The organism is Pseudoalteromonas sp. CR1 (assembly GCF_019392235.1).
Classification (GTDB): Bacteria; Pseudomonadota; Gammaproteobacteria; order Enterobacterales; family Alteromonadaceae; genus Pseudoalteromonas.
In genome coordinates this window covers 15,462-42,330 of record NZ_JAHXRM010000006.1, presented here as the reverse complement: position 1 = coordinate 42,330, position 26,869 = coordinate 15,462, and the positions used below count along the sequence as shown (strand labels likewise).

Sequence of the window (26,869 nt, the reverse complement as noted above, 5' to 3'; positions counted from 1 at the left end):
CTCTTTAACCTAAGCTGTGTTATTTTAAACGCCTTGTTTAAAAGGGTCTTGTTGTATGTTTAAAACCGTATTTTTTATATTCTTATTTATTTTAAGCGCACTTTTTACTATTAACGCACCCGCAAATGAAGCAAAGCATTCAATAACCGTCGGGGCTGAGCAACCTGCTTTATACTTACCGCAATTAAAAAATAAACGTGTTGGGTTGGTGGTAAATCAAACCTCTTTAGTTGGGCCTATCCATTTAGTCGACAGCCTGCTGGCTAAAAATATAAACATAACCAAAATTTTTGCACCTGAGCATGGCTTTAGGGGCGATCACGATGCTGGTGCCCATGTTAAAAATGCAGTTGATAGCAAAACCGGTATCCCGCTTATTTCTATTTATGGCAAAAACAAAAAACCAAGTGCGGAGGCACTTAGCAATGTAGATGTTATTGTTTTTGATATTCAAGATGTGGGCGTACGTTTTTATACCTACATAAGCTCTATGCATTACATGATGGAAGCCGCAGCCGAGCAAGGTATTGAATTTATGGTACTTGATAGGCCAAACCCGAATATAGCCTATGTTGATGGGCCTGTTCTTGAAAGCGAATTTAAGTCGTTTGTAGGTATGCACCCAATTCCTGTGCTGCACGGCATGACGGTAGGCGAACTTGCTAACATGATCAAAGGCGAGGGCTGGATCAATAAAGCAGTCGATCTACAGCTCACCGTGATCCCCGTTGATCGTTATACACGCACAACCCGTTATAGCTTACCTGTAAAGCCCAGCCCTAATTTACCAAACGATCAATCAATCGCGCTTTACCCGTCGCTTTGCTTTTTTGAGGCTACACCTGTAAGTATTGGCAGAGGTACTGACTTTGCGTTTCAGGTTATTGGCTACTCGCCCGTTGCGCTTGGAGAGTTTAGTTTTACACCACGCTCTATTAAAGGCGCCTCAGCAAACCCTAAATTTAAAAATACCTCTGTAAAAGGGCTCGATTTACGCACGGAAAATACGCATGGGCTTAATTTAAGATACTTAATAACGGCTTATAGTAAATTAACTAAAAACAATATTACCTTTTTTGAACGCGCTGATTTTATGGATAAACTAGCAGGTACTAATAAGTTACGTTTAGCTATTGAAGCAGGGCGGTCGGCTGAGCAAATAAAGCAAGGCTGGCAAAGCGGCCTTACACGATTTAAAGCGCAACGAGCGCCTTATTTGCTATATAAGTAAGGCCTAACCATGCTATTTACTTTAAAAAATACCCGCTTAATTCAAAACACGTGGTTAGTTGCTTTGAGTTTAATTATTGTGGGCTGTGGTAGTACACATAACTCATTAAAATCGCAGCAGGTGCTGACTAAAAGCCAGTTAGTACAGCTGCCAAATGCACAAGTTGTAGCCCGCTTTCCTGATCCAAACCCAAGTAGCCGGTTTTATGTAAACAACCGTGGCACATTTAAAGCGTATAAAGGGCGTGGCCAATTATTAATACAAAACCACAGCGCAGAAAGCGCCGATATTTACATAAACAATCAAAAACTTGCTACCAATGCGTTAACCGCTAATACGCTTTATAATTACAGCTTAGCAGCGCATACCCATAATGGTATAAACACATTTAAGGTAGAAAATATTAAGCCTAAAGGCACAAGCTTAACGCTGCGCTTTGCATTTCCCACTTTAAATTTAACGCCTAACAAGCCAGTTGATTTTACTGACGTTGATGAACTCATTGAGCGCGATATTAAAGCGGGGTTTCCTGGTGCAGTGCTGGCAGTTGTTAAAAATGGCGAGCTAATAAAACTTACAGCTTATGGCGATGCAAAGCAGTACCAGCAAAACGATTTAATGCTACTGCGCCCAGAGCCTATGCAAACGAATACTCTATTTGATTTAGCCTCAAACACTAAAATATTTGCTACTAACTTTGCACTTATGAAATTAATAAGCGAAGGGCAACTCAATATAAACAACCCCGTGCAAAGTTATTTAACAGAATACACAGGGGGTGGGCGAGAGCAACGCACAGTAAAAGAGTTACTTACGCATACCGCAGGCTACCCACCCGTATTTGATTTTCACCGAAAAGATACACAGCAAGGCAATACATTTTATTCTCAAAATAGCCAAACCACTAAACAGCTTTTGTTAACAAAAGTACCGCTTAACAACAAAAGCCCAGTGCAACATGTTTATTCTGATATTGATTACATGATTTTAGGTGTACTGGTTGAGCGCATAACAGGGCAGCCACTAGACGAGTATTTAGAGCAGCACATTTATGCGCCCCTTGAACTGAGTAACACGCTATTTAATCCACTTAAAAAAGGGTTTGAACGCAATCAATTTGCAGCCACTGAGCTTAGCGGTAACAGCCGCGATGGGCGTATTACTTTTGATAATATTCGTACTCATGTTTTGCAAGGTCAAGTTCATGACGAACGCGCATTTTACTCGTTTGGCGGCGTTGCAGGGCATGCAGGATTGTTTAGTAACGCTCACGATTTGGCTGTGCTGTGTCAGTTATTACTAAATAATGGCGGTTATGGTAACGAGCAATTATTTAGCGCAAGTGCCTTGGCGCAGTTTTTAACCCCGCAAAGCACTAACGAAACGTATGGCCTAGGTTTTAGGCTTGCAGGCAATAATCAAGCACGGCGTTGGCATTTTGGCCCTTATGCCAGCGCACAAGCTTATGGCCATACCGGTTGGACAGGCACCGTAACGGTGATCGATCCCGCTTACGACTTAGCGATTGTTTTGCTTACTAACGCGCGCCACACTGCAATTAAAGGTACACAAAAACGTTATGAATTTACAGGCAAACAATTCGAAACCGCTCAGTACGGATCTGTGGTATCGCTTGTTTACGAAGCGCTGTTAAATCAATAAATTATCGTATAGGTTAAAATGGGCTAATACAGTTATACCCAATGGCTTATTTGCAGGTGACTTGGCAACATCAATCCATTAAGCTAGGCGGTTTACTCCATTAAGCCACTTTTTAAGTATTGGGCTTAACATATGAGCGTTTAAGCGCGGGTTGTTAATAATTAAGGTTAACTTTTTATGCATTGGTATTCTATTTTACCGCCGCTAATTGCGATAGCTATCGTGTTTTGGCGCAAAGAAGTCATTATGGCGCTGTTAGTTGCCGTGGCGTCTTCTGAGTTTTTACTTGCCTTACAAGGTGAAGGAAATAGCGTATTTACAACGTTTTTAAATACCATAGAGCGTATTATTTCGGTGGCAAGCTCGCCGGGTAATAGCCGCATACTCATATTTAGTATTTTAATAGGCGCCTTACTTGCCTACATACGCGAATCTGGCGGTGTAGCAGCAACGGTTAACTTATTAATGAACAAAGGGGTTGCAAAAGGTAAGCGGCAAGTTGGCTTTTTAACTATGTTTACCGGCGTTGCGGTGTTTATAGAGTCAAACCTAAGCGTGCTTACGTCGGGTATTTTGTCACGCGGCCTGTTCGACAAATTTAAAATGAGCCGTGCACGCCTTGCCTACATTATTGATAGTACTAGCGCACCTGTGTGTATTTTAATACTCCTTAACGGCTGGGGCGCATTTGTGCTGGGTTTATTAGGTAATTACGAATTGGGCGAATCGGCCGTATCGGTACTGTGGGGCAGCGTAGGTTATAACTTTTACGCCATAATCACCCTGGTTATTGTTTTTTACACCATTGCGTTTGATAAAGTACACGGCCCAATGAAAGAGGCCGAACAAAAATTAGAACTACAAACAAACGAGCTAAAAGAAGAAGTAAAAGGTTCTAAAGCACGCTTTATGCTAGTGCCACTCATCACGCTGATTGCCAGCATGGTAGGCTTTATGTTTTACACTGGTAATGGTGTTTTAGCAGAGGGTAGCGGCTCTAAATCGGTATTATACGCAACCGTGCTTGCTATTGTGGTTGCTTACTTATTAATGATTAGTTCGCGCCAATTCACTCACCATCAACTAGTTGATACTGGCTTTAAAGGCATGGGTGAGTTACTTCCGCTGGTAAGTATTGTTTTGCTTTCACTCACACTGGGCGCAAGCTTAAAAGATCTAGGAACGGGTGTGTTTGTTGCCTCCTTAGTAGGTGACTACTTACCTATTTATTTAATAGTACCCGTGCTGTTTTTAACAGGGGCAGTTATGTCGTTTACTACGGGGACATCGTGGGGCACGTTTGCCATACTTATCCCTATTGGAGTACCGCTTATACAAGCATTAGGTTTACCACCTTCATTGGTTGTAGGCGCTATTTTAGGTGGCGGCATATTTGGCGATCACTGCTCGCCTATATCCGACACCAGCGCGGTATCGGCACTTGCATCGGGGTGTGACCTACTCACTCACGTTAAAACGCAGTTACCGTATGCGTTATTTGGTGGCGCACTGACCTTTATTGCTTATTTGGTTATTAGCATTATTGTGTTGTGAACACATTTCAGAACGCTACAGTTCTAAACATTCAAAAGCCTGCTCAATTGCAGGCTTTGTGGCTTAAGATTGCTTACCACCGAGGGCACCGAGGCGCTGCGCGCTACACAGAGATAAATAGTAATAGCTTTTTATTAATGGGTTACGTTTATTGGGCGTTGTATGTCACTGTGTGCAAAAGGATTATTTAAAAGGAATTAAATGAAAGAGATTAAAGACTTCAATTGGAATAAGCCAACCAACAGTTTACTTGGGGAGCTTTTTCCTGCTGATAAATTAGATCGAGCTCGCTACGCTACATTCTTATCAAGGCTATTGGCTCAAGAGGGATTTGACGAAAGCTGGCCTGATGAAGAGCAAAAGAAAAACTATGTATTGAATCTCAATGCAGAATGGGGGGCAGGTAAAACCTATTTTCTTAAGCGTTGGTCACAAGAATTAATAGTAAATTACCCTGTCGTATATATTGACGCATGGCAGCAAGATTATTCAGACGATCCATTTTTAACTGTCATTGCAGGTATCATTAAGCAGCTTCAACTTCAGGCTAAGTTTAATATAAAAATACCTAAAAGCGCCGTTTCGATGTTTAAGGCTGTTGCACCTGCTATAGCACAAGGCTTGACTAAAAAAATATCAGGCATAGATTTAGATGAACTACACACATTATTATTTTCTGATGATGAAATTGATACCGAGCAAAAACAAAGCTCCAATAAACCGTCTGGCAGCGACTTTTCACCGGCAGTAAAGGCGCTTGCACAAAACTTGATTAAAGATCATGAAGCTAAAAATAAAAGTATTGAAGTAATCAAATCTAAGCTAGCTGATTGGGTCAGTAAGTTTGAAAAGCAGGAAGGTAAGTCGTTACCCATATTTATTTTTATTGATGAATTAGATCGTTGTCGCCCAAGTTATGCAGTAGAAATGTTAGAGACGATTAAACATATTTTTGATGTTAAAGGTATTGTATTTGTTGTTGCTACGGATACTGAGCAACTTCAACATACAATCAAATCAATTTATGGTGAAGGGTTTGACGCTAAGATTTACCTAGGCCGCTTTTTTAATAGTCGCTATAGCTTAAAACGACCTGTTTTAAAGGATTTTTTATCAGTTCACAGCGATAGAACTAAATTTGAATCTGCTTATTTAGAAAGTAAAAATATTGAGATACTGCCCCGAACAGAAGCCCCTGAAATTGCTTTAACTAATATTGCGGTTGTATTAGATGCATTCAAAGTATCTCCGAGGACAGCTATTCAAATTACTGAACGTATTACAGCCATTATTATAAGTTTACCAAGTGGTAAGAAAGTAGATGTACTTGTGCTCGCTGTTTTGTTTTGTATCCATGAAAAAGATCACTCTCTTTATGAAGAGATAATAAGTGGGCGATTTCAACGAAAAGAAACAAACTATACAGGTAAAATACAAGATATAAGTTTGAGTACATTTTTACAAAGCATAATATTAAGAGAGCATTTATCAGCTGAGTTGACCTATTTTTTTGAGCCTCAATCATACACTTCCAACTTGTATTGTGAGAATGTAGGTAGAAGGAAAAATAATTATTCTGATGGTAGTTACCCAATGACATTTTCTAAATTTATAGCTGATGTTTTTTGTAATATTTTTTCTGGTAAGGCTGATGTTTCATTTATGCTTTCTGAATATATTTCTGGTAATGGAGTGACTGACCAGCAAAAAGCAGAAAATGAGCTTGCTGAAAGTAACGTCATTATCAGCGAAGAGGTAACTATATTATGGCTAAATTATATTTATATCAAAGATGGATATAACAAAATTACAAACGATCAATATCGTGATTTTATAGAGCTTTCCTCACCATTAGATTATATGGGCGATAGTTAACTTCCTCTGTGTAGCGCGAAGCGTCTCTGTGTTCTCGGTGGTAATTTTATCTGAATTACTACCTTACTAAAAACAACCTAAGCCTTACACTGCTTCGCTCCAACCCCCGCATGTTTAAGCCCTACAATCTGCCCTTTGCCGTTATGTGCCATGGCCAGCATATCACCGGTGTTTATATTACTTTCAATTGCATGCTTTCCTTTTAAATCACTGAGCAATGATTGCTTAATTTGCACTAGCACCTCGTCATGACAGCTGGCTATGTACCAGTCGTTGTCGACCTTTACGAGCGTGCCGTATTCTATGTGGCGTTGCTGGTGGCGGCGTAAATCGCTTGCTAATTGGGTGTCGAGCGCGCGTTTTTGTTGCGTTATGGCGCTTGCGTAGCTGCCTGTTTGATCTATTTCATGCGTTGTTATAAACGAGTAGTCGTGTATATCTATAGTGTTTAATACGGTTTTAGGGGCAGTATTTATTACGTTGTTGCTGTTGAGTACTATAAAGGCCAGTAAGCCCAGAGCGCAGGTAAGGCTTGTGAGTTGCAGGGCAAAACCTAACTTTTTAGGTTGTTTTTGAGCTACGCTGTGTTTTAACGCCTGTTGTTGAGCATGCGAAAGGGTGGTACGTGCTTTACGCGCTTTAAAGTGGTTTGACAGCTTTTCATCAAACTGCTCATCAGGCTTGTTCATTATAATCTCCTAATAATTTTTTTAGGTTTTGTTTGGCGTAGCGTAGCCTTGTTTTTATGGTTTGGGCGTTGCTTTGCGTTATAAGCTCTATGTCGGCAAGGCTAAAACCTTCTTGTTGTAAGGTGATGGCTTCGCGCTGCACAAAGCTTAGTTGATTGAGCGCTGTGTTAAACGCTTCGTAACTTATGTGTGTGTCACCTATGTGCGAGTCACTATGTGTTAATTCGCTTTGATTGCCACTTTGCAAAGGTTGTAGGTTGTTTTCGTCTAGCTCCACAAAATGTTGCTGTTTGCGGTATTCGTCTATTAACGTGTTACGTGCGAGTTTAAATAACCACGCTTTAGGCGTGGTTTTCGCTTGGTAAAGGTGGCGCTTTTCAATTACTTTTAGCCACGTTTGCTGGCTTACGTCGTATGCTAAGTGAGTATTAGACTGCGTAACTAGGTAGTGGTATAAATCGTTACTGTAAAGGGCAATAAGCTGCTCTAAGTGACGGTTTTCTCCACTTTTTGCATAACGCGCCATGCAGTCTTTGCTGGGCGTTTCAAATAACCAGGTTTTAATACTCATTAGCATAGGCGTTTAGTCCGTTAAATAGAGTTATCTAATTTAAAATCAAGTTGAACTGTTTGATCTGTTTGTAATTGTGCCACACCTTCAATTACTTTTGGGCGGTATTTCCAACGTTTAATAGCGCGCAGTGCTTCGCGGTTAAAAATACGTTTTGGTTCGGCGTTTAAAACTACCGCGTCTATTACTTCGCCAGTGGGCGAAATATTAAAGCTAAGTTGTACCCAGCCTTCTATGCCATCACGCGCAGCAGTGGTTGGGTACTTTGGGTTTATGCGCACTATGGGTGAGGCATCTCCCGTTGGGCGGTTAAGGGTATTGTTAATGCCATCACCAAAGTTATCCATTATTAATGGCGGCGCCGTGTTGATTGCCATAACTGGGTCGGCACTCGGTGTTACCCGCGGTGGCGCTTTAGGCGGCATTTTTGGTGTAGGTGGTTCTGGCATTTTATCTATGTGCCTTACTTTTGAATCTTCGGGCACTTTAAATATTTCAACCGTTATTTCTTTGCCTGGGTCGAGTGGTGCGCGTTGGTCGCCACTGATTAGGTATTGCATAAATGCAAAGGCGGCAAAGGTCATTGCTGCACCACCAATAACGGCGGTTGATGTTTTTATAAATGTTGGGTTATTTGGGGTTTCAAGTGTGTGCATAAGCCGCTCCTAGTTAACTCATTATGTGGTTTTCAGAGCTATAACGGGTGGCAAATCAAAAAGGGGTGAAATATTTTTATAAAAAATGCGGGGTTTAGTTACAATAGCGTTTCGCATTCTTTTACTTATTAACTTTTTAGGCTGTTATGCAACTCATTGAAATAAATAAAGCGCGTTACCGTAAGCATTTAAACCGGGTAATTGCAGGCTGTGCGGCTTCGCTTGCGGCGGGGAGCTTAGCTATATCGCAAACGCTAATTGCGTTGTTTCCGGATGAAAGCGGAAGCCATTTTCATTGGAACTTAACCGGTGTGGTTATTACAAGTTTAGCCATAGGGTGGTTGTTAAATAAATACCGTACTCATCCTTACATGACTGAAGTAGTGTATGTATGGGAGCTAAAACAGGCACTTAATAAAATAACCCGTAAAATGCCAAAGTTAAAAGCGGCTGGGCGCGAGGGTAACCCTGCTGCGTTATTAGCCATTCATTACAGTTATGCGGGCTCGCGTTTATTGTGGCAGCTAGACGACAACCTTATAACAATGGAAGACCTAGCCATTAAGCAAGCTGAGTTAGATTCGGTTGCTGCACAGTTTAATTTAACGCTTAATGCTGATGATTACGAAGAGAGCATACTAAAACAGTTTTAAAGCCCAATTTAAGGAGCCGCAATGAAAAAGGTATTGATTGTATGTTTAGGTAATATTTGCCGTTCACCTACTGCCGAGGCGGTACTAAAAGCGCGTGCAAAAGCCTTGGGTGTAAAGGTGGTGGTCGATTCTGCAGGTACAATTGGCTATCACGAAGGTAATCCGCCCGATAGCCGCTCAATGGCGGCGGGTGAAAAACGCGGCTATAGCTTTAAAGGAATACACTCACGTAAAGTTCGCACCAGCGACTTTACCGAGTTTGATTTAATTTTAGCGGCCGACAAACAAAATTTAGCTGATTTACAAGAGCAGTGCCCAGCGTATTTACATTATAAATTAGCGTTGTTTTTAGAGTATGGCGATCAAAGTATTAGCGCTATACCCGACCCATATTACGGTGGTGACGACGGCTTTGAAAACGTGCTCGATTTAATAGAAGCGGCCAGCGATAACATACTTTCTAAAATGTAAGCGCCTTTTATCAGCTTTGTTACATTAACGAACATTTGTTTTATTGCCCTATGTTCCTTAATTAAGTACGATTTATGCTTACTTAAAAGGAATGTTATGAATACAAAAATATTACTACTGGCTTTATCACTTAGTTCGGGTTCTGCTTTTGCCAATGATGTGAGCTTTTCGATTGGTGGTGGCTACCCTTATTTGGTTGTTCCTGAAGCGTCTTTATCGGCAGACAACAATACCCAGCGCTGGTATGCAAACTATAAAATTGGCCTAGATGATGGCTTTTCAGTGGGCTTTGAACAAGCTGTAAGTAATAACAATAAACATGCATTTGGTGTATTAGTTGGGGCTATTGGCGCACGTGATACCGATCAACCATGTGAAAGTACAAACACTGACGACATTGCTAGCGAGCTGGGTAATATTTTTGGTTGTGCGCTCGGGCAAATATTTGATGATGAAACCACACATGGTGTTGGGCTTACATACAGTTATAACTTTAACGGCTTAAATAGTCGTGGTTTTAGACTCATACTTGATGCGGGCTACGGTAAAACAAGCGACAGCAACGAAAAAAGAGCCGATGGGGCTATTCGTATCAGTTACGAGTTTTAGGACGCCGTAAACTAAAACAACACTAAAACAATACAAAAATAAAAGGCGCTAAATAGCGCCTTTTGCATTTGTAAAACCGCTAGCGGTTTATTTTAAAATCTATTTGCACCTGAGTGCTTGCTACTACAGGGCTTCCGTTTTCAAACTTGGGTGCGTAACGCCATTTTTTAAGTGCCTCTAGTGCTGACTTTTCAAATGCGTGGCCACCTTCTGAGCTTATTACTGATGAGTTTTTTACAAAACCCGCGGTGTCTACATCAAACTGAAGAACAACAATACCATCTGTATTTTGGCGGGCTTTATTTATTGGGTACTTAGGCGGTTGGCGATAAACCGGTGTTTGTTCTTGTGAATCTTTCCATGGCACCATTTCAGCAATGGCTAAACAATGTTTAGTTGCTTGCTCGCTTTGACCTGTTTTTTCGTAAAGGTTTACAAGTTTTGAGTGCGCGGTAAGTTCGGCGTTATGATCAAAGCTTAGGTTGCTATCGAATACCGAAACAACATGGTTTAGACGCTCAATCGCTTTTGTATATTTTTTCTTACTTTGCGCAAACGAGGCGACTAAAAAGTCTGCTTTGATTCGCTCAACCGTGTTTTCGTCTAAATTGTCACGGTAGTATTCATCGGCTTCGGTTAGCAATTTTTGGGCTGCACGAAATTTTTTATGTGCAAACTTACTAGCTAACAACGACGCGGCTTCAAATTGCATATCGGCAACAAATTTTGGTTTATTTTGTGCTTTAGCAATGTCGATTATACGCTCGAGATGATCTTCTGCCAAAGACGCTGATTTAGCATTTTCGGCTTTACCTAAAAGTGCGTCGAGTGTTTGTATTGAATTTTTACCATGGTTATCAGCTAAAATTGTATAGGCTTGCGAGTAAAGGCTGTAACGCTGTTGCCTGATGTTTTTTTTGCTGCTTGTTGTGCTTGGCGGTGTAATGGCTTTAGCATAATTAATAGCAAGGTTTGCTGTGTTGTCGCTTTTATCACCGTAAAAATTAAGCCCTGTGATGTAAGCCTGTTTTGCGGCTTGCTCAATATTGTGTTTTGTTTCTACAGCGTTTAGGTAGCTCTGGTAAGCAGTTGAAAATGCGGCTTTAGCGTTATCAGCTTGGCTAGCAAGTGCATTATTTGTAAAGGCAGATAAGCTTAATCCAACAAGTAGAGCAAGGTGTTGTGGCTTCATAATGATCCTTATTAATTGTGAACCTGAACGTTGAATAATTACGCAATTTTAAATCGCTATTTTAGCGTTAGCTGCATTAAATTTAATTGAATAGGCATGTAAAATTACGAATAATCTAATTAAAAGTAATTTACTACACATGATAACTGTTGTCATTATACAGGTACAAAAGCCACTATTATGTGCTGATTTACTGTGTTTTTTAATTAGCCTGAACGCTGGAACAGAGACTTACTAACGTATTGAATAATGGTGATATTTAAATTTTATTTTTCTAGTCAGAGATTTTCAATGAAACAAGGCGAATTTACGCGTCAATAGTAGGCCTATTGCAAGTAAATTCAACGTAGTTAGCGCTAAAAATAGTTGCTAAAGATAGGTTTATTATTCAGAGTTCAGGTTAATTAGGTTTAATCATTGAAAACAGGGGCTGTCGTCGCCATATAATTGCGATAAACAGTGTTGTACTACGATCTAATTTTACTCTTTTGTGATATTATCACTTTATTGTCGTGTCGTAGTTATTTAAATATTTGGATTTGTCGTGGCGCAAGTAAGAGCAAGAGTCCAGCTAAATGTTGGCAAAAACAGTGATATCCCTGCAGAAATAGTGTCATTTACTGACCTAAAAGATGGTCAAGAGCATATTGCTATGGTGTTTAATAACGCAGATACCGAGCAAGATGTACCGCTTATTCGTATGCATTCGGAGTGTTTAACGGGGGATGTATTTCATTCATCACGTTGTGATTGCGGCGAACAGTTAAACGAATGTATTGAAATGATGCATGAGCAAGGCGGTATTTTGTTGTATTTACGCCAAGAAGGCCGTGGTATTGGTTTATACAATAAAATTGATGCTTATGTACTGCAATCGCAAGGTATGAATACCTATGAGGCCAATAATCATTTAGGTTTTGCAGATGACTTACGCGACTTTTCTGATGCGGTATTAATGCTTAATGCGCTTAATTTAAAGCACGTTAAATTAATGACCAACAACCCTAAAAAGCTCAATGCCTTAAAAGATGCGGGTATTAAAGTTGATACGGTTATTGGTACACATGCACACATAAAAGCGGGTGTAGCAGGTAATAAAGCCTACTTAGAAACCAAAATAAAGTATGGCGCACATATGCTAGATATTAAAAAAATTAAAAAACCTTAATATTACTGATCTGCCTCTGTGATCCCACCCAACGCCAAGTTATACTTGGCGTGTTTCGTTATAAATTAAGAGCAAGTATGTCTACACAATTACGAGTATTTAAAGCAGATGCCGGGCTAAAGTGGTTAAAAGCGGGATGGCTTATTTTTAAAACCCAGCCAATGACGTTTATTTTTATGCATTTATTTATTGGCATTGTGGGCTTACTGTCGTTGTTTTTACCTTTACTGCAAGTGGTTGCTGCACTGGCTACGCCTTTTTTAACTGCCGGCTTTTATCAAGCGGTGCTGACCAAGCAGCAAGGCGGCAAAATTATGTTGGCTGACATTCTTAAGCCATTTTCAGCCAAAGGAAACCGTTTAGGTTTGGTGCGTTTGGCGTTATACCAAATGGGGGCGGGTATTTTAATGGCGTTATTAGCAAACGGTTTATTTGCCGATGCCGTAGCAATTATGAGCCAGCCAGGGCTTGAGCCTCAGGCTGCACTTGAGCAAACTCTTGTGAGTATTTCGGGTGCGAGTGTTATTTTATTTTTTATGGCCATGCTTATTTATTTAACGGCCTTTGCCTATGCGGTACCGCTTGTTTATTTTAATAAAGAGCAACGTATTTTAACGGCGCTTAAGCAATCGCTTATGGTTTTTTATCATAATTTGTTTCCGCTAAGTGTTTTTGGTGTTATTTGCGTACTATTTATGGCGGTTTCTATGTTCTTATCGTTCTTACCACTGTTGATTTTAATGCCGATTTGCTACATTAGTTTTTTTGTTTCTTATCAGGCGATTTTTATGCCGATTGTCCCGCCAAGTGACGACAAAAATGTTAAGCCACTTAGCAGTGAAACAAGCGGACGCTTTGACGCTTAATGGATGATAAGTTAAAACAAAAATTAAAAAATTATGTACTTTGGTTACTCGGACGCCAAGAATACTCGCGCCGTGAGTTAACCTTTAAATTACAGCAAAAAGAAGCCACAGATGAGTTTATCGAAAACTTGCTTGATTGGTGCGAAAAGCACAATTTTATAAACGAGCAACGTTACTGTGAAGGCTTTGTAAGAAAACACATTTTTAAATGCCATGGGCTTAAGCGAATTCAAAGCGAGGCTATGGGCAAAGGGATTGAGCGTTCGCTACTCGAAAGGGTAGTTGAAGAGCTTGAAATAGACTGGTTTGAACTTGCGCAGGATGCGTACAACAAAAAATATTCAAATACACCGGCAAACCTCGACTACAAAGACAAGGCCAAGCGCGTGCGCTACTTAATGTATCGAGGTTTTAGCTATGAACAAATCGATTTTGCAATGCAATCACAGTAAATACAGGTGAGATTTTCACATGCAGCACATGACTACCGCACAAATTAGGCAACAGTTTTTAGACTTTTTTGCCAGTAAGCAACACCAAGTTGTTCCTTCAAGCTCGCTTATTCCGGGCAACGATGCCACGTTATTGTTTAACAATGCCGGTATGGTGCAATTTAAAGATGTATTTTTAGGCGCTGAATCTCGCCCATATACACGTGCAACAAGCTCACAGCGTTGTGTACGTGCTGGTGGTAAACATAACGATTTAGAAAACGTAGGTTACACGGCGCGCCACCACACATTTTTTGAAATGTTAGGTAACTTCAGTTTTGGTGACTACTTTAAGCAAGAAGCTATTAAGTTTGCGTGGGAGTTCTTAACTGAGGTTGTTAAATTACCTCAAGAAAAACTGCTTGTTACTATTTATCATGATGATGAAGAAGCGTTTGAGTACTGGTCAAAAGATATTGGCTTAAGCGAAGACCGCATTATTCGTATTGCTACCTCAGACAACTTTTGGTCAATGGGCGATACAGGTCCGTGCGGTCCGTGTTCTGAGATATTTTACGATCACGGTGAGCATATTTGGGGCGGACCTCCAGGCACGCCAGAGGAAGACGGCGACCGTTTTATCGAAATTTGGAACCTAGTATTTATGCAGTACAACCGTCAAAGCGACGGGACAATGCTGCCACTACCTAAGCAATCTGTTGATACAGGTATGGGGCTTGAGCGTATTTCTGCTATTTTGCAGGGCGTTCATTCAAACTACGAAATCGATTTATTCCAAGGCTTAATTGCAGCAGCTGCAAGTGTCACTAACGCGCAAGATATGGACGATAAGTCACTTCGCGTAGTAGCCGATCATATTCGTTCGTGTGCATTTTTAATTTCAGATGGTGTTATGCCATCTAACGAAGGCCGTGGTTACGTGCTTCGTCGTATTATTCGCCGTGCAGTTCGCCATGGTAATAAGCTTGGCGCACAAGGCGCGTTTTTCTTTAAATTAGTTGCTGCACTTATTGAGCAAATGGGTCAAGCGTACCCTGAGCTTGCTAAGCAACAAGAAATTATCGAAAAAGTATTACGGATTGAAGAAGAGCAATTTGGTAAAACACTTGAGCGTGGCTTAGCTATTTTAGAAGAAAGCTTAAGTGACCTTAAAGGCGATGTGATCCCAGGCGATTTAGTATTTAAACTTTACGATACCTATGGTTTCCCTGCCGATTTAACAGCCGATGTTGCGCGTGAACGCCAAATGACGATTGATCATAAAGGCTTTGAAGAATGCATGGCTGTACAGCGTAAAACTGCACAGCAAGCGGGTAAATTTGGTGCTGATTACAACGAGCAATTAAAATCAGATAAACACACTGACTTTAAAGGCTACGACAGCACGCATTATAGTGCGACAGTGGTTGAAGTGTTTGCTGGTGGTGAGGCCGTACAGTTATTAGAAGATGGCCAAGAAGGTATTGTTGTACTAGACCGCACACCGTTTTACGCAGAATCTGGCGGCCAAACGGGCGATACTGGTACAATTATAGTTGCTGGTGGCGAGTTTAATGTGACTAACACCACTAAATTGGGTAATGCATTTGCGCACCACGGTAAAGTACAAGGCCGTATTGGTATTAACGATAAAGTGGATGCCACTATTGATGACGCACGCCGTGATCGTATTAAGAAAAACCATACAGCTACGCATATTTTACATGAAGCATTACGCCAGTTATTAGGTGAACATGTAAGCCAAAAAGGCTCGTTAGTTCAAGCGGATCGTTTACGATTTGATTTCTCGCACTTTGAAGCCGTTACTAAAGACGAGCTACGTGATATTGAGCGTGTAGTTAACGACGAAATTCGCCGTAACTTTGCACTTAACACTGAGCTTATGGCTATTGATGATGCTAAAGCGAAAGGTGCTATGGCGCTGTTTGGCGAAAAATACGATGACGAAGTACGCGTAGTAACCATTGGTGATTACTCAATTGAGCTTTGTGGTGGTACACACGTTGAGCGTGCGGGTGATATTGGCTTATTCAAAATTGTATCTGAAAGCGGTATTGCTGCCGGTGTTCGCCGTATAGAAGCAGTAACTGGCGCAGATGCAGTTGCTTATGTAAGTGAACAAGAGCAACAGCTTAGCGATGTAGCAGCGCTTGTGAAAGGCGATAGCGCATCAGTACTTGAAAAAGTAACAGCATTGCTTGAGAAGTCTAAAGGCCTTGAAAAGCAAATTGCTCAGCTTAACGACAAGTTAGCGAGCGCTGCAGGTGCGTCTTTACTTGATTCGATTGTAGAAATTAATGGCGTTAAGCTATTGGTTGCAAACGTTGAAGGAACTGAGTCTAAAGCGCTTCGTGGTATGGTTGATGACCTTAAAAACAAGATTGGCTCAGGTGTTATTGCCCTCGGTGTTGCCAGCGGCGACAAGGTAAGCCTAATTGCCGGTGTGACTAAAGACTTAACTGGTAAAGTAAAAGCCGGTGAGTTAGTTAACCACATGGCCGGCCAAGTAGGCGGTAAAGGTGGCGGCCGTCCTGATATGGCACAAGCCGGTGGTTCTGAGCCACAAAACCTTGCTGCTGCACTTGATAGCGTTACTGCTTGGTTAACTGAGCGTACTTAAGCCTAAGTGGCGTTAATTGTACAAAAGTATGGCGGCACGTCGGTTGGTTCAATAGAGCGAATAGAAGCGGTCGCCGACCTTGTTGTTAAAACTAGGCAACAAGGTCATCAAGTGGTTGTGGTTCTCTCGGCTATGTCGGGAGAAACCAACCGCTTAATTAATCTTGCCAAACAAATAGATTCCCGTCCAAGCAACCGAGAACTCGACGTGCTAATTAGTACCGGCGAGCAAGTATCGGTTTCGTTATTGGCTATGGCTATAATCAAACGCGGCCACTCAGCCGTAAGCCTATTGGCCGATCAAGTTAATATTCAAACCGATAATATGTTTGGTAGAGCCCGCATTACAGACATTGCAGCTACACGTTTAAAGCATGAGCTTGAGCATAACCGTATTGCTATTATTGCCGGGTTTCAGGGGCGTGATGTTGAAGGCAATATAACAACCCTTGGCAGAGGCGGTACTGATACGTCGGCGGTAGAAATAGCTGCGGCTATAAAAGCCGACGAATGTCAGATCTATACCGATGTTGACGGCGTATATACTACAGATCCTCGGATTGAACCTAACGCACGAAGAATGAGTAAAGTGACCTTTGCTGAAATGCTAGAGTTGGCAAGCTTAGGTGCTAAAGTATTGCATATTCGTTCTGTTGAGGCGGCGGGTAAACACAATGTTCCACTAAGGGTGCTTTCGAGCTTTAATCCCGATGAAGGGACATTGATTACGTTTGAGGAAAACGACATGCCAAGTAAAGTTGTTTCGGGTATTGCATTTAACTCAGATGAGTGCTTAATTAAGGTACAGGGTGTACATAGTGGCACTCAAAATCTTGTAAAAATATTGAAACTTTTTGCTGATAACGGCATCGAAATAGATATGATTAATCAAGTTAATCATATCTTTGAAAAAATAGACTATGCTTTTACTGTGCACTCGAATGACTACCTGCAAGCACTTGAATTACTAACCGAGAAAAAGGTGTCCTTAGGTGCTGAAAATATAAGCGGGATAACAACCATAGCAAAAGTATCTGCTGTTGGTATGGGCATGAAATCGCACTGGGGTGTTGCTAGTTTATTTTTTGATGCATTGGCGCAGGAAAATATTAACGTGGTTTTAGTGTCTACTTCAGAGATTAAAATCTCTGTTTTAATAGATGAAAAGTACCTTGAGTTGGCAGTTCGTGCATTACACAAAGCATTTTTAACGTAAAGTAGATAGATAGTGAGTTTTTACTTACTTTTTAGTCTATTTTTCATTAATATGGATAAGCGGAATCTTATAATTTTAATTGGAACATGGGAGCAAGAGAATGCTAATACTAACTCGTAGAGTAGGTGAAACCCTTATGATCGGTGACGAAGTAACAGTGACCGTTTTAGGTGTTAAAGGAAATCAAGTTCGAATTGGTGTAAACGCACCAAAAGACGTATCAGTGCATCGTGAAGAAATTTACATGCGTATACAAGCTGAAAAGTCTAACCCTAATCCGGGCAATGCTTAATCAACACGTATACCTAGCTAAATAAATTATTTAGTTAAGTCAAAAAGCCACTCATTGAGTGGCTTTTTTGTTTATAAAATCGAGCATTTCATCTGTGAGTATTTGCTTTGAAATATATTGCAGGCTGTTTTTATTTTTAATTAACACGCCCCGTGGCGTTTCAATTACCTCAGCGATGTCTTGCCAAGCTAGTTGGTAGCTTTTGTAATGGTTTGCCGATTTAATGCCTTCATCATCAAAAGTGAGTGTAACCTCAGAACCTGATGCTCGGCTAAACATTTGTCTGGTCACCCACCATGGCCTGCGGTAATAAAAAGCAACGCATTCAAGCACAGCAACCATGATCAAAAATGTTCCTAAATAATGATCAGCTAAACCGTAAATGCTAAATAAACCAAGCGAGACTAACAGTACCAGTAAAAAGTACTTAGGTTGTGCGCGTTTGCTGTAAGGAAGTGACTCGTCAAAGCATTCGTAAAAGTAGGGTTTATCAAGTGTGTAGGTGGTTGAAAATGACATAGTGCCTTGCTTTAAAAATCGTTTTATATATTTTAGCAAGTTCGCTTATGAATGAGCAGCTTTATAATGCGTGCATTTATTTTAGGCACAAAAAAACGGCTTAAGAGCCGTTTTTTTAATAATATACTAACGATTAACAGTTAGTTTCTTCAGCGTTTACGCCTTCTTTCACTTCTTCGCACGTATCTTCAACAGAATTTTGTACATCTGTTACTACTTCATCGATACGTTCACCGGCTTCTTCTGCGTTGTTATCTTGACAACCCATGATGAAAAAACTTGCGAAAAGACCAATTAGTGCTGCTTTTAAAGTTGTAGAGTTCATAATGTAATTCCTTGTAAATAAATAAAATTGTAGTGTTAGTTGAGTATATGCCTACCTGGGCGATTTACCACGTAGCGCACCCGAAACTAACGAAATAACTAAAAGTACTATAAAAATAAAGAATATAATTTTTGCTATACCAGCTGCGGCACCTGCTATGCCACCAAAACCCAACACTGCAGCGATTAAAGCAATAACTAAAAATGTGATTGTCCAGCGTAACATTGTTTTCTCCTTGGTTATCAAATTTGTACACAATAGTTAATGCCAGTACTGTGCCATAATGTATTTTTGTTTTATATCAGTATCTTGCGTGTTTTTGTTTGTTTTTTGACTTTGTTAAATTGGTAACTTTTACGTTGGGTTGTGTAACTTATTCACACACAAGTATAGGTTGCAATTTAAAGATGCTTAAAAAAGCCTCTCTTGGTAAGACCAATTAACAAGTTTGTTTTTTTCTACACATTATGAGTGATTTTAGGTTCAGTAAAGTACGGGGAATTCGGCTTTGTTAAAAATTCAGCTATAGCTTATAAATATAGTGAGTATTTTTTGTGTGTATTATGGGGTGTTGATGGGTAAGGGTTTTTACTCTGGTTAATAAATTTGGTTATATGTTATTTTTATTTTAATTGGTTTTACCAATTTACAATGGCTAGACAAAGATATTTGTTTTGTTATTATCTAGTGAATAAATATTTAACTAAATCGACTTTTTATTTTCGATATGGGTTTCAAGGGGAGAAAAATGGATATAGGTGCTGTACTTACAACCGCTGGTAGCTTAATGCTGACAGGTATGGTTGGAGTGTTTGTCTTTCTTTCGATATTAATTGGCGCAGTTACAATAATGTCTAACTTAGTGGCGCGTTTTAGCCCTGCTGAAGTTGCGACTCCAGTTAAGTCACCATCGTTTAAATCTCAAGGTGTGCCAAATGAGCACATCGCTGCTATTAGTGCTGCCATTGCTCAGTACAAATCAAATAACAAATAAGGGGCACACATGGCTAAATTAAAATTAACAGAATTGGTTCTTCGTGATGCGCATCAGTCATTACTTGCCACGCGTATGCGCTTAGATGACATGCTACCGATTGCAAGTAAATTAGATGATGCAGGTTACTGGTCAATTGAATCGTGGGGCGGTGCGACCTTTGATTCTTGTATTCGTTATTTAGGTGAAGATCCGTGGGAACGTATTCGTGCGCTTAAAAAAGCGATGCCAAATACTAAGCAGCAAATGCTATTACGCGGTCAAAACTTATTAGGTTACCGCCATTATGCTGACGATGTTGTTGAAAAGTTTGTTGAGCGCGCACACAAAAACGGTGTTGATGTGTTTCGTATTTTTGATGCAATGAATGATGTACGTAACCTAGAAACAGCCATTAAAGCAGCTGTTAAGGTAGGTGCTCATGCTCAAGGTACTATTTCGTATACGGTAAGCCCTGTTCATACACTTGATATGTGGTTAACGCTAGCCAAGCAATTAGAAGAGCTGGGTTGTCATTCAATTTGTATTAAAGATATGGCGGGTTTGTTAAAGCCATATGACGCAGAAGAGCTTATAAAAGCGCTGAAAGAAACAGTGTCGATTCCAATTGCTATGCAATGCCATGCTACAACAGGTTTAAGTACTGCTACGTACCAAAAAGCGATTGATGCAGGTATTGATATGCTTGATACCGCTATCTCGTCTATGAGTATGACTTACGGTCACTCAGCAACAGAAACCATTGTAGCAATTGTTGAAGGTACAGCGCGAGATACTGAGCTTGACTTAAACCAACTTGAAGAAATTGCAGCTTACTTTAGAGATGTTCGTAAAAAATATGCAGCGTTTGAAGGGAGTTTAAAAGGCGTAGATGGACGTATTTTACTCGCTCAAGTACCAGGTGGCATGTTAACTAACATGGAAAACCAACTTAAAGAGCAAGGTGCCGCTGATAAGCTTAACGAAGTACTACTTGAAATACCGCGTGTACGCGAAGACTTAGGCTTTATTCCTCTTGTTACACCAACATCACAAATTGTGGGTACTCAAGCTGTACTTAATGTGCTGACAGGTGAGCGTTATAAAACTATCACTAAAGAAACCGCAGGCGTTTTAAAAGGCGAATATGGTTTAACACCAGCTCCAATGAATAAAGAGCTGCAAGAGCGCGTACTCAATGGCAGCGACGTTATTACGTGTCGCCCTGCTGATAACATTGCTCCTGAGCTGGAAACACTTGAAGCTGAGCTATTAAAAGAAGCACAAGAGCAAGGTTTAACGCTTGCTGAGGATAAAATAGACGACGTACTTACTTATGCGTTATTCCCACAGGTTGGTTTAAAATTCATCAAAAACCGTAATAATCCTGATGCATTTGAACCGGTACCAAGCGAAGAAAATAACACAAGTAAATCGCCAGCTAAGACATCAGCAAGTAGTAATAGTGTTAAGGCTGAGCAATACAGCGTTAAGGTAGACGGTAAAGTTTACGACGTTGTCGTAGCGCAAGGCGGTGAACTTAAAGAGGTCACATTAAAAGATTCAGAGCATTTACCTCAGTCTGCTTCAGTGGCTTCGGGTGAAACGCTAAATGCACCTTTAGCAGGTAATATTTTTAAAGTTAAAGTGAAAGCGGGTCAGGTTGTAAACGAAGGTGATGTTGTTGTGATTATGGAAGCCATGAAAATGGAAACTGAAGTACGTGCAATGCATACAGGTACAATTGCTGAAGTGCTTGTGTCTGAAGGTGACTCAGTGACCACTGGTGACGCAATTATTGCGTTGGCTTAAGGAGGTCGTATAAATGGAAGGTCTTTTAAACCTTTGGCATGCAACAGGTCTTGCTAACTTTACGTTTCCTGGCTTGATAATGATTGCAGTAGGCTGTTTGTTATTGTTTTTAGCGATATCTAAAAACTTTGAGCCTCTGCTTTTATTACCAATTGGCTTTGGCGCGATATTAACTAATATTCCGGTTGCTGGTATGTCTGACCCAGGCGGGCTTCTGTACTCAGTTTACTATGTGGGTATAGATACCGGGATTTTTCCGCTATTAATATTTATGGGGGTTGGTGCATTAACTGACTTTAGTGCGCTAATAGCAAACCCACGTATGTTATTGCTGGGGGCTGCGGCTCAGTTTGGTATTTTTGCGACCTTGTTTGGTGCAATTTTACTTAACTTCATACCTGGTTTTGAGTTTTCGCTTCAAGATGCATCAGCTATTGCTATTATTGGCGGGGCTGATGGCCCAACGGCAATATTTTTAGCCTCAAAGCTAGCGCCTGATTTATTAGGGGCAATTGCAGTAGCTGCTTACTCTTACATGGCACTAGTACCAATAATTCAGCCTCCTATTATGCGTGCACTTACAACGCCTGAAGAGCGCCAGATTAAAATGCCTGAGCTACGTAAAGTATCTAAAAAGGAAAAAATTATTTTTCCACTTATGGTACTCACTGCAACCGCGATGTTTTTACCAGCAGCAATTCCGCTAGTAGGTATGTTCTGTTTAGGTAATTTAATGCGTGAGTCGGGTGTTGTTGACCGTTTAAGTAACAGTGCGCAAAACGAAATTATCAACATAACGACTATATTTTTAGGGTTAGCGGTTGGCTCTAAGCTTGCGGCAGATGATTTCTTAACGCTAGAAACCATAGGTATTTTAGTGCTGGGCGCCCTTGCTTTTGGTATTGGTACAGCGTCAGGTGTATTTATGGCAAAAGGCTTAAACAAAATATCTAAAACACCTATTAACCCGTTAATTGGTGCCGCTGGTGTATCTGCTGTTCCTATGGCTGCTCGCGTGGTAAATAAAGTGGGACTTGAAAATAACCCACATAACTTTTTACTTATGCACGCGATGGGCCCTAATGTGGCGGGCGTGTTAGGCAGTGCCGTTGCCGCAGGTATTTTGTTGGCACTTGTTGGCTAAATTGATTTTAGATTTCAACCAACCATTGAGCGCAGTTTACTGCGCTTTTTTTTGCCCGGAATTTCTATTCGTTAATGGTTTCTTGTTTTAAGTTTTTTGTTTAAAGTGGTGGCTCTTCGTAATTTTAAGGATAGTCATTATGCTTCACACTCCATTGGCTCACTATTTACCTAATGTTAGTAAACTTGTATTTGGATGTATGGGGTTGGGAGGCGGTTGGAATAAAGACCCAATTACCAGCGCACATCTTAAACAAACCCACGAATGCATTGATAACGCGATTGAAGGCGGCATTAATTTTTTTGATCATGCGGATATATATACTTTTGGTAAAGCAGAACAGGTATTTGGTCAGGCACTGAGTGAGCGACCAGAGCTTAGGGAGCACATGTATATTCAGTCAAAATGCGGAATAAAATTTGCTGACGATCAGGGTCCTAAGCGCTATGACTTTTCAGCAGATTGGATTGAGCAGTCGGTAGAAAACTCACTTAAGCGATTAAATACGCAATACCTTGATGTACTAATGCTACATCGTCCAGACCCTTTAATGGAAGTTGATGAAGTTGCACGTGTATTTAGCTGTTTAAAAGAAAGTGGCAAAGTAAAACATTTTGCCGTATCAAACATGCAGCAACACCAAATCAACTTTTTACAGCATGCCCTTGATATGCCGATTGTTGCTAATCAAATAGAGGCCAGTTTGCAAAAACATCAATTTATAGACGAAGGTCTTTATGTTGGTAACAGCGACGGTAAAGACATTAACTTTACGCCCGGTAGCATTGAATACTGCCGCAGCTTTGATATTCAAATACAGAGTTGGGGTAGCTTGTGCCAAGGTTTATATACCGGTGGCGATTTATCAAAGGCGTCGCAAGCCGATATCAACACAAGTATTTTAGTAAATAAACTTGCTGCAATTTATGATACCTCTGCTGAGGCAATTGTACTTGCTTGGCTGCTGCGCCATCCTGCATCGATTCAACCCATTATTGGCACCACTAACGCTAAACGTATAAAAGCATCGTGTGAGGCTATTAATGTTCATTTAAGCCGAGAGCATTGGTATGCCCTATATGAAAGCGCTAAAGGCTGTGAAGTGCCATAAAGAGGGTTTTTAATGAACGTAATTATTATTTTAGTGTGTTTATTTGTCGCGTTGGCAATACTGATCCCATTACTTGAAAAGTACCAAAGCAAAATGGGGCTTGAGGGGGCGGCAAAATACAGTAAATATATTTGGCCATTAGTGATGGGCTCTTTAGTTATTCAACTTATTTATGTGTTAATGAATTAGGTGTGTAAAGCTATTAATATAAAATTAAGATGCAAAGCCTTTAATGAAGAACGGCTCTATGTGAGCTAACTAGCTTATTCTTAACACAAAGATACTAAAAAAACCCTTGCAGGTTAAACCTGCAAGGGTTTTTTAATAAATTAATAACGCGGTTACTTAAGTGCTAGTTGTAACTCGCGATTACGCTCTAATTGAGCAATAAAGTTTTCGGCAATAGGTTTAAATTTAGCAAGCTCAGAGCGGGGGAGTGGCTCAGACTTTGGTAATTTAACCGTTTTAGGATTACGGTGAACACCGTTAACCAAAAACTCATAATGTAAATGCGCGCCAGTCACTCGACCTGTAGCACCTACAGTACCAATTTTGTCACCTTGTTTTACTTTTTGACCTGTTCTAACAAGCTTTTTGTTAAGGTGTAAATACTTGGTGACATACTGTGTACCGTGGCTAATAAATACGTAGTTACCATTGTACTTACTGTAACCTGCCTTAACCACTTTACCATTACCCGATGCAACAACGGGTGTGCCAGTACGTGCAGCGTAATCAATACCGCGGTGTGCTTTTACTTGCCCTGTAACTGGGTGTAAGCGACGCGGGTTAAAACTCGAGCTTATATATTTAAAATTAACGGGGGCACGTAAAAATGCTTTTTTCATACTACGGCCTTCGGGGGTATAAAAATTGCCGTCGGTGTGTCGAATTGCTGTAAAGCGTTGCCCTTGGTTAATGAACTCAGCTGCTATAATTTTACCGGTACCAATAAATTCGCCTTCAACATAGTGAGATTCATAAATTAAACCAAATTGATCGTTTTTACGAATGTCGTTAGCAAAGTCCACATCCCAACCAAAAATATCAGCAAAGTTCATGATTTGGCGCTCGCTTAAACCCGCTGCAATTGCAGAAGTCCAAAAGCTGCTAGAAATTTCACCGCCAGCTGTTTTGGTCAGCGTTTCTATTTCTTTGCTATCTATAGATGTATTGTAGTTACCTTCGTCATCTAGAGTTACATACAACGTATCTGTTTTAGAAATAACGTAACGCAATTGCGCAAGTGTGCCATCTTTACCGGTTGCAAAGCTCAGAACTTCGCCTGGGTGAATTTTAGTTAGCTTACGAGTTTCCGCGTTAGTGTTAATTAGCTTATGTAGCGTTTGCGCTGAAAAGCCTGCGCGTTTAAATATAATTGCTAAGTTGTCGCCCGTTTTTACTTGGTGGTCGACTAAATCGTATTCTGGAAGTTTTTCGGCTGCTTGCTCTGAATTTAACTCGGTTAATTTTTCGTTGTCATCAACTTTAACTTGAAGCTCGTAGCGCTTGCCAATCTCTAGTGCATTTGCATTGTTGTCTTTAGACGCGGTTGCTTTCTCAGATGGAAGAAACGTCAAGGCGGCAATAGCAGAAACCAAACATAAGATAAGCAATTTGTGTTTTTTGGGGAGGGTATTAACCACGTGAACCATAACGTGCCTTTTTCTGCTGTCAAGATAATAAATACATAATATTGCAGGATATACCTAATATTGTGCGAATACCAGTGCTTTGTAGATTTTAAATCGCGCTGAATTACGCTAAAATCGGGCTTTATATGCCTTTTTAGCGCTTAATTTATCTCAGACTATGCGCATTTTATTTAGTTGCATTAATCACTTAAAAAGTTGTTTTAATTAGGTAGAAATTTGTTATGTTAGTTGCACATATAAGTTTGATTTAGCCCTTGTTAAACTAAGGTTATACAAAACAACTAGTAGCCCTCTTTGTTGGCAGAATTTTGGAGTAATAGACTGTGGATTTACAAACCGCTCTTGCAGAGATAAAACGCGGTGCAGAAGAAATATTAATTGAAGACGAGTTAGTTGAAAAACTAAAGTCGGGCAAAAAGTTAAAAATCAAAGCGGGTTTCGATCCAACAGCGCCAGATTTACACTTAGGGCATACAGTACTAATTAATAAAATGAAAACTTTCCAAGACTTAGGTCACGAAGTTATTTTCTTAATTGGTGATTTTACGGGCATGATAGGTGATCCAACCGGTAAAAACGTGACACGTAAACCGCTTACCCGTGAAGATGTTCTTGCCAATGCTGAAACGTATAAAGAGCAGGTTTTCAAAATTCTTGATCCTGCAAAAACAACCGTTGCTTTTAATTCAACCTGGATGGAAAAGTTAGGCGCAGCTGGCATGATTAAACTAGCTGCTAACCAAACGGTTGCACGTATGCTTGAGCGTGATGATTTTAAAAAGCGATACAATGGCGGACAGCCAATTGCAATACACGAATTTTTATACCCGCTAGTACAAGGTTGGGATTCGGTTGCTTTAGAGTCAGATGTAGAGCTTGGTGGTACTGATCAGCGCTTTAATCTACTTATGGGGCGTGAGCTTCAAAAAGTTGAAGGTCAAAAGCCACAAACTGTTTTAATGATGCCATTACTTGAAGGTACTGACGGCGTTCAAAAAATGTCTAAATCTTTAGGTAACTATATTGGTATTACTGATGCACCTAATGACATGTTTGGTAAAGTGATGTCGATTAGTGATGTATTAATGTGGCGTTACTACGATTTACTAAGTGGTCTTTCGATTGAGCAAATAGCAGCGCAAAAAGAACGTGTTGAGCAGGGTACTAACCCGCGTGATATCAAAATTGAACTTGCTAAAGAGCTTATTGCACGTTTTCATAGTGAAGAAGATGCACAAGCTGCACACAACGATTTTATTCAACGTTTTCAGAAAAAAGCGCTGCCAGATGAAATTCCTGAGCTGACAATAACCATTGCAGAAGACACTATTTTAATAGCAAACTTATTAAAAGAAGCTAATTTAGTTGCCAGTACATCAGAAGCGATGCGCATGATAAAACAAGGCGCTGTTAAACTTAACGGTGAAGAAAAAATCACTGATACCAAACTAGAAGTAGCAAAAGGTACAACCGATATTTACCAAGTGGGTAAACGTAAGTTTGCCAACATTACCGTAGCTTAAGTATACGGGTAATAAAAAAACCAGCTGAGGC

Annotated in this window: 27 protein-coding genes; 19 read left to right on the top strand and 8 right to left on the bottom strand. The window is 40.4% G+C overall.

Annotation, left to right across the window (positions count from 1 at the left end; translation table 11 throughout):
• Positions 1–55 precede the first annotated feature (55 nt).
• The 4 genes from KZZ04_RS07250 (at position 56) to KZZ04_RS07235 (ending at position 6,322) form a co-directional block, all read left to right on the top strand.
• Positions 56–1,231, top strand: a complete 1,176-nt coding sequence (locus KZZ04_RS07250) for an exo-beta-N-acetylmuramidase NamZ domain-containing protein (protein WP_219422284.1) — start codon at positions 56–58, stop codon at positions 1,229–1,231.
• A gap of 9 nt (positions 1,232–1,240) precedes the next feature.
• On the top strand, positions 1,241–2,893 hold the full coding sequence (gene pbp4b, locus KZZ04_RS07245; protein WP_219422283.1) for a penicillin binding protein PBP4B: 1,653 nt from the start codon (positions 1,241–1,243) through the stop codon (positions 2,891–2,893).
• Positions 2,894–3,070: 177 nt separating this feature from the next.
• Positions 3,071–4,447: a Na+/H+ antiporter NhaC family protein gene (locus KZZ04_RS07240; protein WP_058404842.1), complete on the top strand. Its 1,377-nt coding sequence runs from the start codon at positions 3,071–3,073 to the stop codon at positions 4,445–4,447.
• Between the two features lie 201 nt (positions 4,448–4,648).
• Positions 4,649–6,322, top strand: a complete 1,674-nt coding sequence (locus KZZ04_RS07235; RefSeq protein WP_219422282.1) for a P-loop NTPase fold protein — start codon at positions 4,649–4,651, stop codon at positions 6,320–6,322.
• Between the two features lie 77 nt (positions 6,323–6,399).
• Here KZZ04_RS07235 and KZZ04_RS07230 read toward each other — a convergent pair whose 3' ends face one another.
• Genes KZZ04_RS07230 through KZZ04_RS07220 form a run of 3 tightly spaced genes read right to left on the bottom strand, consistent with a single transcriptional unit; the run spans position 6,400 to position 8,238 of the window.
• A complete protein-coding gene (locus KZZ04_RS07230) occupies positions 6,400–7,011 on the bottom strand; it encodes a hypothetical protein (RefSeq protein WP_219422281.1) in 612 nt (203 codons plus the stop codon).
• Positions 6,998–7,588, bottom strand: coding sequence for an RNA polymerase sigma factor (locus KZZ04_RS07225; RefSeq protein WP_219422280.1), 591 nt, complete (start codon positions 7,586–7,588; stop codon positions 6,998–7,000). The genes KZZ04_RS07230 and KZZ04_RS07225 overlap by 14 nt, the downstream gene beginning before the upstream one ends.
• 14 nt (positions 7,589–7,602) lie before the next feature.
• A complete protein-coding gene (locus KZZ04_RS07220; protein WP_219422279.1) occupies positions 7,603–8,238 on the bottom strand; it encodes an energy transducer TonB in 636 nt (211 codons plus the stop codon).
• Between the two features lie 146 nt (positions 8,239–8,384).
• Between KZZ04_RS07220 and KZZ04_RS07215 the strand changes: the two genes are divergently transcribed.
• The 3 genes from KZZ04_RS07215 to KZZ04_RS07205 all read left to right on the top strand — a co-directional run bounded on the left by KZZ04_RS07215 (position 8,385) and on the right by KZZ04_RS07205 (position 9,971).
• Entirely contained in the window at positions 8,385–8,891 is a 507-nt protein-coding gene (locus tag KZZ04_RS07215; protein WP_058552403.1) for a DUF3087 domain-containing protein, read from the top strand.
• A 21-nt stretch (positions 8,892–8,912) separates the two neighbouring features.
• On the top strand, positions 8,913–9,362 hold the full coding sequence (locus KZZ04_RS07210; RefSeq protein ID WP_219422278.1) for a low molecular weight protein-tyrosine-phosphatase: 450 nt from the start codon (positions 8,913–8,915) through the stop codon (positions 9,360–9,362).
• A 96-nt stretch (positions 9,363–9,458) separates the two neighbouring features.
• Positions 9,459–9,971, top strand: a complete 513-nt coding sequence (locus KZZ04_RS07205) for a hypothetical protein (protein ID WP_138530646.1) — start codon at positions 9,459–9,461, stop codon at positions 9,969–9,971.
• A gap of 79 nt (positions 9,972–10,050) precedes the next feature.
• Here the strand turns inward: KZZ04_RS07205 and KZZ04_RS07200 are convergent, their stop codons facing one another.
• On the bottom strand, positions 10,051–11,163 hold the full coding sequence (locus KZZ04_RS07200; protein ID WP_219422277.1) for an energy transducer TonB: 1,113 nt from the start codon (positions 11,161–11,163) through the stop codon (positions 10,051–10,053).
• A gap of 544 nt (positions 11,164–11,707) precedes the next feature.
• On the opposite strand from KZZ04_RS07200, the gene ribA reads away from it, so the two are divergent.
• The 6 genes from ribA to csrA all read left to right on the top strand — a co-directional run bounded on the left by ribA (position 11,708) and on the right by csrA (position 17,776).
• Complete coding sequence (gene ribA / locus KZZ04_RS07195) at positions 11,708–12,331, top strand: GTP cyclohydrolase II (RefSeq protein ID WP_219422276.1); 624 nt, start codon at positions 11,708–11,710, stop codon at positions 12,329–12,331.
• A gap of 77 nt (positions 12,332–12,408) precedes the next feature.
• A complete protein-coding gene (locus KZZ04_RS07190) occupies positions 12,409–13,197 on the top strand; it encodes a BPSS1780 family membrane protein (RefSeq protein ID WP_219422275.1) in 789 nt (262 codons plus the stop codon).
• Positions 13,197–13,649: a regulatory protein RecX gene (locus KZZ04_RS07185; RefSeq protein ID WP_219422274.1), complete on the top strand. Its 453-nt coding sequence runs from the start codon at positions 13,197–13,199 to the stop codon at positions 13,647–13,649. Before KZZ04_RS07190 ends, KZZ04_RS07185 begins: the two co-directional genes overlap by 1 nt.
• A gap of 19 nt (positions 13,650–13,668) precedes the next feature.
• Positions 13,669–16,269 carry an alanine--tRNA ligase gene (gene alaS, locus KZZ04_RS07180; RefSeq protein ID WP_219422273.1) on the top strand — a complete coding sequence of 867 codons (2,601 nt, stop codon included), beginning with the start codon at positions 13,669–13,671 and terminating at the stop codon, positions 16,267–16,269.
• A gap of 6 nt (positions 16,270–16,275) precedes the next feature.
• Positions 16,276–17,484 carry an aspartate kinase gene (locus KZZ04_RS07175; RefSeq protein WP_219422272.1) on the top strand — a complete coding sequence of 403 codons (1,209 nt, stop codon included), beginning with the start codon at positions 16,276–16,278 and terminating at the stop codon, positions 17,482–17,484.
• Between the two features lie 100 nt (positions 17,485–17,584).
• On the top strand, positions 17,585–17,776 hold the full coding sequence (gene csrA / locus KZZ04_RS07170; protein ID WP_004587515.1) for a carbon storage regulator CsrA: 192 nt from the start codon (positions 17,585–17,587) through the stop codon (positions 17,774–17,776).
• 51 nt (positions 17,777–17,827) lie between these two features.
• Here the strand turns inward: csrA and KZZ04_RS07165 are convergent, their stop codons facing one another.
• The 3 genes from KZZ04_RS07165 to KZZ04_RS07155 all read right to left on the bottom strand — a co-directional run bounded on the left by KZZ04_RS07165 (position 17,828) and on the right by KZZ04_RS07155 (position 18,845).
• Complete coding sequence (locus KZZ04_RS07165; RefSeq protein ID WP_058404829.1) at positions 17,828–18,295, bottom strand: YcxB family protein; 468 nt, start codon at positions 18,293–18,295, stop codon at positions 17,828–17,830.
• 133 nt (positions 18,296–18,428) lie between these two features.
• Positions 18,429–18,620, bottom strand: a complete 192-nt coding sequence (locus tag KZZ04_RS07160) for a hypothetical protein (protein WP_006794346.1) — start codon at positions 18,618–18,620, stop codon at positions 18,429–18,431.
• Positions 18,621–18,671: 51 nt separating this feature from the next.
• Complete coding sequence (locus KZZ04_RS07155) at positions 18,672–18,845, bottom strand: DUF1328 family protein (RefSeq protein WP_006794345.1); 174 nt, start codon at positions 18,843–18,845, stop codon at positions 18,672–18,674.
• 523 nt (positions 18,846–19,368) lie between these two features.
• On the opposite strand from KZZ04_RS07155, the gene KZZ04_RS07150 reads away from it, so the two are divergent.
• From KZZ04_RS07150 to KZZ04_RS07130, 5 genes are all read left to right on the top strand, one after another.
• Positions 19,369–19,614 (top strand): OadG family protein, encoded by a 246-nt coding sequence (locus KZZ04_RS07150; protein ID WP_058404828.1) that lies wholly within the window; start codon positions 19,369–19,371, stop codon positions 19,612–19,614.
• A 9-nt stretch (positions 19,615–19,623) separates the two neighbouring features.
• Entirely contained in the window at positions 19,624–21,405 is a 1,782-nt protein-coding gene (gene oadA / locus KZZ04_RS07145; protein ID WP_219422271.1) for a sodium-extruding oxaloacetate decarboxylase subunit alpha, read from the top strand.
• Positions 21,406–21,418: 13 nt separating this feature from the next.
• Positions 21,419–22,549: a sodium ion-translocating decarboxylase subunit beta gene (locus KZZ04_RS07140; RefSeq protein WP_058404826.1), complete on the top strand. Its 1,131-nt coding sequence runs from the start codon at positions 21,419–21,421 to the stop codon at positions 22,547–22,549.
• Between the two features lie 139 nt (positions 22,550–22,688).
• Positions 22,689–23,660: an aldo/keto reductase family oxidoreductase gene (locus tag KZZ04_RS07135; RefSeq protein ID WP_219422270.1), complete on the top strand. Its 972-nt coding sequence runs from the start codon at positions 22,689–22,691 to the stop codon at positions 23,658–23,660.
• 12 nt (positions 23,661–23,672) lie between these two features.
• Positions 23,673–23,849: a hypothetical protein gene (locus KZZ04_RS07130; protein WP_219422269.1), complete on the top strand. Its 177-nt coding sequence runs from the start codon at positions 23,673–23,675 to the stop codon at positions 23,847–23,849.
• 152 nt (positions 23,850–24,001) lie between these two features.
• On the opposite strand, the gene KZZ04_RS07125 is transcribed toward KZZ04_RS07130, so the two are convergent.
• Positions 24,002–25,315, bottom strand: coding sequence for a peptidoglycan DD-metalloendopeptidase family protein (locus KZZ04_RS07125; protein WP_058552096.1), 1,314 nt, complete (start codon positions 25,313–25,315; stop codon positions 24,002–24,004).
• Positions 25,316–25,638: 323 nt separating this feature from the next.
• Here KZZ04_RS07125 and tyrS point away from each other — a divergent pair, with 323 nt between their 5' ends.
• Entirely contained in the window at positions 25,639–26,838 is a 1,200-nt protein-coding gene (tyrS, locus tag KZZ04_RS07120; protein WP_219422268.1) for a tyrosine--tRNA ligase, read from the top strand.
• Positions 26,839–26,869: the final 31 nt, after the last annotated feature.